The organism is Streptomyces sp. NPDC048297, from assembly GCF_043201585.1.
Taxonomy (GTDB): Bacteria; Actinomycetota; Actinomycetes; order Streptomycetales; family Streptomycetaceae; genus Streptomyces.
Window position 1 is genome coordinate 1 of the sequence record NZ_JBICZA010000075.1, and the last position, 7061, is coordinate 7061.

The 7061-nt window shown below is 66.2% G+C and carries 7 protein-coding genes, 1 tRNA gene and 1 pseudogene; 5 read left to right on the forward strand and 4 right to left on the reverse strand.

The annotated features are described in order from the left end of the window. Window positions 1-177: 177 nt before the first annotated feature. The 3 genes from ACGFYV_RS37325 to ACGFYV_RS37335 all read left to right on the forward strand — a co-directional run bounded on the left by ACGFYV_RS37325 (window position 178) and on the right by ACGFYV_RS37335 (window position 4082). Entirely contained in the window at window positions 178-1083 is a 906-nt protein-coding gene (locus tag ACGFYV_RS37325; RefSeq protein ID WP_393883000.1) for a Yip1 family protein, read from the forward strand. Between the two features lie 284 nt (window positions 1084-1367). Further along, window positions 1368-2777, forward strand: coding sequence for a recombinase family protein (locus tag ACGFYV_RS37330; protein ID WP_393883001.1), 1410 nt, complete (start codon window positions 1368-1370; stop codon window positions 2775-2777). Between the two features lie 381 nt (window positions 2778-3158). After that, window positions 3159-4082: a hypothetical protein gene (locus ACGFYV_RS37335; RefSeq protein WP_393883002.1), complete on the forward strand. Its 924-nt coding sequence runs from the start codon at window positions 3159-3161 to the stop codon at window positions 4080-4082. Window positions 4083-4157: 75 nt separating this feature from the next. Here ACGFYV_RS37335 and ACGFYV_RS37340 read toward each other — a convergent pair whose 3' ends face one another. The 3 genes from ACGFYV_RS37340 to ACGFYV_RS37350 form a co-directional block, all read right to left on the reverse strand. Next, window positions 4158-4667, reverse strand: coding sequence for a phosphoribosyltransferase (locus tag ACGFYV_RS37340; RefSeq protein WP_393883003.1), 510 nt, complete (start codon window positions 4665-4667; stop codon window positions 4158-4160). 13 nt (window positions 4668-4680) lie between these two features. Next, window positions 4681-5256: a dCTP deaminase gene (gene dcd, locus ACGFYV_RS37345; RefSeq protein ID WP_067004673.1), complete on the reverse strand. Its 576-nt coding sequence runs from the start codon at window positions 5254-5256 to the stop codon at window positions 4681-4683. A gap of 177 nt (window positions 5257-5433) precedes the next feature. After that, window positions 5434-5592 carry a hypothetical protein gene (locus ACGFYV_RS37350; protein ID WP_215448021.1) on the reverse strand — a complete coding sequence of 53 codons (159 nt, stop codon included), beginning with the start codon at window positions 5590-5592 and terminating at the stop codon, window positions 5434-5436. Window positions 5593-5876: 284 nt separating this feature from the next. Between ACGFYV_RS37350 and ACGFYV_RS37355 the strand changes: the two genes are divergently transcribed. Both ACGFYV_RS37355 and ACGFYV_RS37360 read left to right on the forward strand, forming a co-directional pair. Beyond that, window positions 5877-5950 (forward strand) — tRNA-Gly (locus ACGFYV_RS37355). Window positions 5951-6156: 206 nt separating this feature from the next. Further along, the gene (locus tag ACGFYV_RS37360; RefSeq protein WP_393883004.1) at window positions 6157-6600 is read left to right on the forward strand and encodes a hypothetical protein; all 444 of its coding nucleotides are present in this window, start codon (window positions 6157-6159) and stop codon (window positions 6598-6600) included. A gap of 8 nt (window positions 6601-6608) precedes the next feature. Here ACGFYV_RS37360 and ACGFYV_RS37365 read toward each other — a convergent pair. Then, a pseudogene (locus ACGFYV_RS37365) lies at window positions 6609-6865 on the reverse strand (IS481 family transposase); the annotation flags it as partial. Window positions 6866-7061 lie beyond the last annotated feature (196 nt).

Below are 7061 nucleotides of genomic sequence, written 5' to 3' on the forward strand. Positions count from 1 at the left end.
AGTTGCACTCGTGTCACACAAGACGGTCTACAGGATCGAAGATCACCGCGAGCGGGAAGCCCGCAGATTGATCACGACCCGATACGCGCCCTAGGGGATGTCACAGCTCGGCCCCAATGCCCGGCCCGGACGCCGGGCCCGGCACACGGCTCTCCGGGACCAGGTACGTTCGAAGACGTGGCTGGATTCAGGAACGGTGGCGGGGGCCGGAACAACCGCACGCCCCAGGGGCATCATGCTCCCCAGGGACAACACGCTCCGCAGGGACCGTCGTACGGCTACCCCGCGGGGCGCCAACCGTCGTACCCGGGACAGGGGCAGGGTCAGGCACAGGGGCCGGGGCAGCCGTACGGCTATCCGGCCGACGGCGGGCCCGAGTACTTCGGTGACGACGGCTACGCACACCAGGGCCACGGCGGTCACGACCCCTACGCGGCGAACCAGCCGGGCCACACCCAGGCGTTCTCGATCGACGAGGCCTCCGGCTACACGAACGGCTCGACCTACCACGCCGGCTCGGCCGCCCCGCCCGGACCGATCGGCCCGCCCCTGCACTGGAAGGAACTGCTGAAGGGGATCATCTTCTCCCCCGACCAGACCTTCCTGCGCATGCGCGACTACACGATGTGGGCGCCGGCCCTGATCGTCACGTTCCTCTACGGCCTGCTCGCCGTCTTCGGCTTCGACGGGGCCCGCAAGGACGCGATCAGCGCGACGCTGTCCAACGCGGTCCCGATCGTGCTGATCACGGCCATCGCCATGGTGCTGAGCGCGTTCGTGCTGGGCGTGGTCACCCACACCCTGGCCCGCCAGCTCGGCGGCGACGGCGCCTGGCAGCCCACGGTCGGCCTGTCCATGCTGATCACGTCGCTGACGGACGCCCCCCGCCTGGTCTTCGCGATGTTCTTCGGCGGCGACGCCGGCTTCGTCCAGATCCTCGGCTGGGTCACCTGGATCGGCGCGGGCGCCCTGCTCACCCTGATGGTGTCCCGCTCCCACGACCTGCCCTGGCCGAAGGCACTGGGCGCGTCCACGATCCAGCTGATCGCACTGCTGTCGATCGTGAAGCTGGGCACGTTCTGAGGCGGTGACGCCTACGCGAAAGGGCCCCGGCGCCGCAATGGCCGGGGCCCGTTCGCATGCTCTCGTACTCCGCGTACTCCGCGTACTCCGCGTACTCCGCGTGCCCTGGGTGCCCTGGGTGCGCTGGGTGCGCTGGGTGCTCTCCCGCCCGCCTCAGGCGTCGAGAACCTGCCCGGACCGCTTCACCACCGGCGGCTCGACGCTGTGGGCTGAGTAAACCGTACGAGGGTAGTAGGCCCTTCCGGCATCGTCGCAGCATGGCGCAGTCAGGGGAGGGCCCGACAGTGGCACGCAAGGTGGGGATCTACACCCGCATCTCGCGGGACGACGAGGGCGAGGCGATGGGCGTCGCCCGGCAGCAAGCAGACTGTGACCGTCTCGCCGATCTCCGTTCCTGGCAGGCCGTGAAGGTCTACGAGGACAACGACGTGTCCGCGTTCAAGCGCAACGTGGTGCGCGACGAGTTCGAGCTGATGTTGAACGATCTCCGCGCCGGACTCATCGACGGGATCGTGGCGTACGACCTTGACCGTCTCGCCCGCCAGCCGCGTGACCTTGAACGGCTGATCGAGATCTTCGACGAGCGCCCACGACTGGAGTTCGCGACGGTCACCAACGACGTGAACCTAGGGACACCGGACGGCCGCACCATGGCACGAATCATGGTGGCGTTCGCCAACAAGTCGTCCCACGACGCCTCACGCCGGATCAGACGCAAGCACCGGGAGTTGGCCCAGCAGGGCAAGGACAGCGGCGGTCCGGCGCCGTACGGTTGGCGCAAGGACGACCGGAGCAAGGTCGACCCCGAGGCTGAAAGGGCCATCCGAGCTGCACAGCGAGAAATCCTGGCCGGAGTCCGCATCGGCACGATTCGCACGCGCTGGCAGGAAGAGGGACTCGGGAACCCTCGCGAGGGCACCAAGCGCATGGCTCACCACCAGGTGGAGCACATCCTCACCAACCCCCGGTTGGTCGGGTACCGGACGTACCACGGCGAGATCCTTTACGGCGACGACGGCCAGCCCGTCATGGGCGAATGGGATCCGATCAACACCGTCGAGGAGTGGGAGGCGGTGTGCGCGTCCGTGGCCGAGCGAAAGCAGAAGCACCCCGGCGAGTCACTCGCTCGCAAATACCTGCTCTCGGGCATCGCGCGGTGCGGTCACTGCAAGACCAAGATCCGGGGGCAGCTCAACCGCAAGTGGACGCCCGGTTCCAAGGCCTCGAAGTACTCCTACCAGTGCTCAGTGGTCAACGGCGGGTGCGGCAAGGTGGGGCGCGTGGGCGAGCCCGTGGACAAACACATCGTGCGGCTGATGCCTGAGGAGAAGCGTGAGAGGGCCGCAGGTTCCGATGCGCCCGAAGACCAGCGGTGGCCGCGCGAGCAGGAGTTGGAGGACGTGAACACCGACATCCGCCAACTCGTTGAGGCTGAGAAGGCAAAGCAGATCAGCGTGTCCACCCTCTTGCAGTTGCTGCCCGCCAAGGAGAGGGCTGCGCGACGAGTTGAAGCTGGAACGCCGTCGCTTCTACAAGGAGCAGAAGCAGAGGGAGGCGAAGGGCCGCACCGAGGACCTGACGGAAGAGGAGTTCTTCGATCTTCCCATCGAGCGCCAACAGGAGATCATCCTTCACAGCCTTTCGGCGGTGATCATCCACCCGGCCGGAAGGGGAAAGCGGATCTTCGATCCTGACCTGATCGACCCCGTCTGGCGGGAATGACGTCGGACCACAGAACGCCCAGAGGCCCCGGAGCTACCGGGGCCTCTGTCATGTGATCCTTCGATGCAGCAGCCGAGCACGTTCCACCCATGCCCTGTCCCGCGCCGGAGCCCGCGCAAGGTGCGTGAGAGGAATGCCTCTATGGGTAGGCCGGACGACCTTTCGCACAACAACCCGACAAGCAAGGAGATGGGGCCCGACAGTTCCCAAAACAGCAAAGTCGAGAGGAAAGATCCATTGGAGCGGACGCGCATGGCTATTACAGCACTCAGTGCCTTCGCGAGTGTCCTGTCAGCACTGGCAACGTTGGCTCACTACAGCCCCCAAGCGATTGAGTGGCTGCACCGCAGCTGATGAAGCTGATGGATCACGGCTCCCCTGCAGGGGTCGCCCGCCTGACTCTCTGGAAGGCCGCCCCTGTAGCCGCAGCCATGCGCCACCATTACTACGTCATGGATCATGAGCTGATAGTTGTCGGCATCGGCACCGGCGGGGCCCTGCTCGGCGCCGCGTTAGGGTTCTTTGGGTCAGTACTTGCGGCGCGGTCCCAGGCTCAAGCAGTCATCGATGCCGCCGCCGCCCAAGCCCACGCTCAGTACGCAGCCACGCTCGAACAGCTGAACCATAAAGAGCGACTAGCCGCGTACAGCACACTCGCTGAGGCATCCCAAGCCCTCATCGCTGACCTGGTGCAGTTCGCCCGGCTCGACACCACACCCGGGCCCGAAGGTCCCGACCTCTTTGGGAACCGTGGCGCGGCTGTACGCGCAGCCGCTGCCAGCATCCTCTTCCATGGCCCTCACTACGTCCATGAACAGGCCCGTGCGGTCGAGCTTCATGGAGAGGCTGTCATCCGCGGGATCAAGAACGACTTCCCGGTCTACTCGGGGTGGCGGGCTCTGGTTGTCGCAAGCAAGGTGCGTGAGTCCCCAGCTACGGCGGAGCGCGCGAGAAGAGCGCTCCAGGCTCTCAGCCGAGTGAAGCATTTTGTCGAGCTGGCCGACGATCTCGCGGACGACGCCGAGCTGCCGCCGTCACAACTCAGGCTTCGAGGGGAAGCGCGCGCCGATGCACGGCAGGCTCTCACCGCCGCTCAATCGGCTGAGATCATCGACAGGTCCCAGGCTGAAGAGCTTCTGGAAGACGCCGGGACAGTCGCCAGCCCACCAGACCACCAGTGCCGAGACAAGGCCATTGAGCCGTTCAAAGAGACGCTCGAAGAGTTCGTCTCAGCGGCGCGCCATGAGCTCGACGACACCAGACCCCCACGCGCATGACGATCGTGCCTGGTGCCTCCACTACACGGGCAGCAGAGGCACCAGGACACAGATCCGGTCAATGCCCGACGAGCCTCAGAGAGCATCTTTCGACGGCGTGATCGGCGTGCCAGACTTACGGCATGGAGGCAATACAGACCACGGGAAGTTGATCCAGTCTTCGGTCCGCTTCCACACGTACTCGCACTTCACGAGGGAGTGGGACTTCTCGTAGATCACGGCGGAGCGCACCTCGGCGACGTGGTCGAGGCAGAAGTCGTGGACGAGCTTCAGCGTCTTCCCGGTGTCGGCGACGTCGTCGGTGATGAGCACCTTCTTGTCGGAGAAGTCGATGGCGTTGGGGACCGGCGAGAGCATGACGGGCATCTCGAGGGTCGTTCCCACACCGGTGTAGAACTCGACGTTCACCAGGTGGATGTTCTTGCAGTCGAGGGCGTAGGCGAGCCCGCCGGCCACGAACACGCCGCCGCGCGCGATGCTCAGGATGATGTCGGGCTCGTACCCGTCGTCGGCGATGGTCTGCGCCAGCTCACGGACGGCGACGCCGAAGCGCTCGTAGGTCAGGTTCTCCCGCACGTCACTCATGATCTGGTCGCCCTCACACCTGGGTCCGATGGAAATTCTGGAAGGAGCGCGAGGCGGTCGGCCCGCGCTGCCCCTGGTAGCGGGAGCCGTAGCGCTCACTGCCGTAGGGGAACTCGGCGGGCGAACTCAACCGGAACATGCACAGCTGGCCGATCTTCATGCCCGGCCAGAGCTTGATCGGCAGCGTGGCGAGGTTGGACAGCTCCAGGGTCACGTGGCCGCTGAACCCCGGGTCGATGAACCCGGCGGTGGAGTGCGTGACGAGTCCGAGCCGCCCGAGCGAGCTCTTGCCCTCCAGGCGGGAGGCGAGATCGTCGGGGAGCGAGATGACCTCGTACGTGCTGGCCAGCACGAACTCCCCGGGGTGCAGGATGAACGGCTCATCGCCCTCGGGCTCGACCAGCCTGGTCAGGTCCGCCTGCTCGACCGAGGGGTCGATGTGCGGGTAGCGGTGGTTCTCGAACACCCGGAAGTAGCGGTCCAGCCGCACGTCGATGCTCGACGGCTGCACCATGGTTTCGTCATAGGGATCGATCCGTACCCGCCCGGCGTCGATCTCGGCCCGGATGTCCTTGTCTGAGAGAAGCACGTAGCGAGGATACGCAAGGCGCGCGGAGCCACGACAATCGCGACGACTCCACGCGCCTTTTCGATCTTCACCCGGCCACTGGGCCTTCAACTGGTCACTGGGTCTTCAGCCGGTCACTCGGCGTGCTGTTGCTCCAACCGGCCGCTCAGTCTGCCCGCTCTTGCCCGCTCTTGCCCGCTACCGCTTCTGCAGGGCGACGGGCACCACGCTGCGGAGCCGGGCACACCGTGGACACCGCATGAGCCGGCCGGGGCCGAGGCGCTCGGCCTGCTGCATCGGGAACGAGGCGGTGCTGAAGACGTGCCCATCGGCACAGCGGACGACGGTGCGTTCCATCAAGTCCCTTAAGTCCCTTCCCCAAGAGCCGCGTCGGGCTCATTGCCCTGACGACAAAAGCCACATTACGGGATCAAAGAGACGACTCTCCAGGCGGCACTCCGGTCTCGCCCGGACCCTCTCCCACGCCCCCACGGTACGCCCCAACTCGCGTCCCCCGCACGGGGATCCCCTCAACTCCCACGACCCGCGCGGCGGCGTCCGGGCACCCGCGGTCCGCCATGAGGTACAGTGAGCGAGCGTTCGGACATCGACCCCTTGGGTCAGCGGTCCGTCCGTATTACGCGGGTGTAGTTTAATGGTAGAACATCAGCTTCCCAAGCTGAGAGCGCGAGTTCGATTCTCGTCACCCGCTCCATGGAGAAGGCTCAGGTCAAAAACCTGGGCCTTTTGCTGTGTGTGGTGATCAGTCGCCGCGTGCCAGATGGCTTGTCGGGCGCTCTCCGCGCGGCAGCGGCCCGAGCCTTACGGACCGTGGCGTCCGGCCCGGCGGCGCCAGGAGCCCGCTTGCCGTTGATCCGCTCGGGCCGACGTCTTCCTGGACATCGTGGCTTACTGGCTGCCATGACGGACCGCTTCTCTGAGATCACCTCCGTGGAGGAGTTCATCCGGCTGCGAGAGAGCGAGGACCCGGCGGAGTACAACCGCTCGGCGTGGGCGGCCTTGCCGCTGGCAGTCTGGTGGGAGCTGGTGCGCAACCATCCCGACATGCGTTTTTGGGCTGCGCACAACAGAACTGTGCCGCCGGAGATTCTGGCCGCTCTGATCAAGGATCCCGACTGGCGGGTCCGGAACCGGGTGGCGAGCAAGCGCAATTGCCCGTCTGAGCTGTTGGAACGGTTGGTCGACGATCCGCATGACTCTGTGCGGAGGCTCGTTGCGGGCCATCCACGCTCGCCGCGTTCGGCGGTTGCGCGCTTGGTTGACGACCCGTGGCCGGTCATTGCGGAGGAAGCCCGTGCCAGGCTGGCCAAGTGGCCGCCCGCGGAGTCCTCCGAGCCCTCCTGACGCGGCGGTCACACGATCTTCCGGCGGGTTGTGTTCGCCCTCCCTAGTTGCGGACGACCACCTCCTTCCCGGTGACGCGTGGGACGGTGGTGATCAGCTCGGATCCCTGGAAGACGCGGATGCTGGTCTCGTCCAGGTGGACGGTGACGACCTGGCGGGCATGGCCCCGGCCGAGCCGGATGCGTTGTCCGGCGACCATGAAGCCGCCGGTGCCGCTGACCGTGCGCTCGGTGATCTGCTCGCCGGGAGGAGGCAGCAGCGCAGGCAGCAGCGGTGGCGGTCTGGATCGGACTCCTAAAGCGGTGGTCAGGAGCGAGTGTTCATGGTGGTGCGGAGCCATCGGGTCAGCTCGGTGAAGTCGTCGTCTTTGACGTGCTCCCTGGCCTAAAGTCCAGGGATTCCGGCCTGGGTCGGCTGACCCTTCCGGGGGCTTCCTGCTTCACCGCGCTGTGCGGGCACGG

Excerpts from the sequence above, each read along its gene's own strand:
- ACGFYV_RS37335 (WP_393883002.1), top strand. The coding sequence starts at position 3,159 with ATGAAGCTGATGGATCACGGCTCCCCTGCAGGGGTCGCCCGCCTGACT.
- ACGFYV_RS37340 (WP_393883003.1), bottom strand. The coding sequence starts at position 4,667 with ATGAGTGACGTGCGGGAGAACCTGACCTACGAGCGCTTCGGCGTCGCC.
- ACGFYV_RS37350 (WP_215448021.1), bottom strand. The coding sequence starts at position 5,592 with ATGGAACGCACCGTCGTCCGCTGTGCCGATGGGCACGTCTTCAGCACC.
- ACGFYV_RS37360 (WP_393883004.1), top strand. The coding sequence starts at position 6,157 with ATGACGGACCGCTTCTCTGAGATCACCTCCGTGGAGGAGTTCATCCGG.